The sequence below is a fragment of the Polynucleobacter sp. 39-46-10 genome (genome assembly GCF_002282275.1).
The window spans coordinates 1-2,050 of record NZ_NCJB01000375.1 but is presented as its reverse complement, the minus strand read 5'-3'; the positions used below and the strand labels follow the sequence as shown (position 1 = coordinate 2,050).

Here is a 2,050-nt window from a genome sequence, read left to right as displayed (position 1 = left end):
GCTACCTCATTCGTGGCGTTGGATTAATTACCAAGCCAGAAGATATTGGCAAAATTATTCTGAAGGAAGTCAAAGGCATTCCGGTCTACGTGAAGAACGTAGCTGAGGTCACCATCGGTAGTGAGATTCGTCAAGGCGCAGCGATTAAAAATGGTTACACCGAGAGTGTAGCGGGCATTATTCAGATGATTCGCGGTGGCAATGCTCGAGAAGTAGTGAATCGGATTAAGTTAAAAGTAGCAGAAATTAACGAGGGTAAGTTACTCCCCGATGGCCTACAGATCGTGCCATTTTATGATCGTACAGACTTGGTAAATGCGGCCATGTTTAATGTGGCGAAAGTATTGGTCGAGGGAGTTGTCCTGGTCATTATTTTGCTCTTCTTGTTTCTGGGTGATGTGCGATCTTCCTTGATTGTGGTGGCTACATTGATTTTGACACCGCTACTGACATTCTTGGTTATGAATCGTTATGGCATCTCTGCTAATCTGATGTCATTAGGTGGTCTCGCAATTGCGATTGGCATCATGGTGGATGGTTCGGTAGTGGTTGTAGAAAATACTTTTGCAAAGTTAGGTGAGCGACTAAAGGCTGGAGAATCTAAAAATCGTATTATTTTGGAGGCTGCCTCTGAAGTAGGCACCCCAGTCTTGTTTGGTGTCGGCATCATTATTTTGGTCTTTATGCCACTACTCTCTTTGGAGGGGATGGAGGGCAAGATGTTTGCCCCAATGGCTATCACTATTGCAATTGCTTTGACAATCTCACTGATCCTATCTTTTACCTTGTCGCCAGCATTGTGCTCATATATTTTGAAGGGCGGTAGTGAGGATGACACGAAGCTGGTTGCTCGTCTCCGTGCGCCTTATGATCGCTGGCTACATTGGAGTCTTTCCAATCCGAAGTTGGTCGTGAAAAGATCTCTGATCGCTTTGGCCGCGAGTTTAGTTGGGTTTGTGCTTTTAGGTAAAGCATTTATTCCTGTGATGCAGGAAGGCTCTATTACCCCTGTGATTGTTCGTGCCCCGAATATTTCTTTAGATGAGTCGATCAAATTGGAATTTGAGGCAATCAAAAGAATTATGACAATTCCTGACGTCAAGATGGCGGTATCGCGTTTAGGTAGAGGTGAGTCACCTGCAGATCCAGGTCAACCTAATGAATCCGATCCCATCGTCACCTTAAAACCTTTGGGTGATCGCAGCCTAAATCAAGAAGAAATTGCCCAGCAAATTCGCGATAAGTTAAAAACACTACCTGGTATTGAATTAGCGATTTCACAGCCGATTGCTGCTCGTGTTGATGAAATGGTTTCAGGTGTGAGATCGCAAGTAGCGATTAAGATTTTTGGAGATGATTTATTGACCTTGCAAAAGCTAGGAGCGCAAATCAGCCAAATCCTCACTAAGATGAAGGGCAGCAATGACTTGCGAATAGAGCAAGTCTCTGGACAAAATTACCTCAATATCAAAATTGATCGAGATGCCATTGCTCGCTACGGGATCAATGTGTCGGACGTAAATGAAGTGATTGAAACAGCAATTGGTGGTAAGCAGGCTAGCATCGTCTATGAAGGTGAGAGACGTTTCCCACTCATGTTGCGCTATCCCGCTCCCTATCGAGATAAAGTTGATGCTATCGAGAATATTATTTTGCATTCACCTGATGGCGCTCAAGTTCTCATGCGTGACTTAGCGGAGATTTCTTTAGTAGATGGTCCTGCACAAATCTCGCGCGAGGCAGGCAAACGTCGTTTGGTCGTTGGCGTGAACGTCGATGGTCGAGATCTGGGTGGATTTGTGAAGGAAGCTCAAAGCTTAATTGCTAAGCAGGTTGAGTTGCCAGAAGGTTATACCCTGGAGTGGGGTGGCCAGTTTGAAAATATGGAACGCGCTATGGCTCGTTTGATGATCATTATTCCGCTGACTATTTTGGCGATCTTTTTCTTACTCTTCATGCTATTTAAATCCATACGATTAGCAGCTTTGATTATTTTGGTCTTGCCTTTTGCGTCAATCGGCGGTGTAGTCGGTCTATTTATAGCTGGTGA

The 2,050-nt window shown here is 44.5% G+C and carries 1 protein-coding gene; it reads left to right on the top strand.

What is annotated here, in order from left to right; translation table 11 throughout:
- A partial coding sequence (locus B7X71_RS15790; protein ID WP_293601434.1) for an efflux RND transporter permease subunit occupies window positions 1-2,050 on the top strand: 2,050 nt, incomplete at both ends.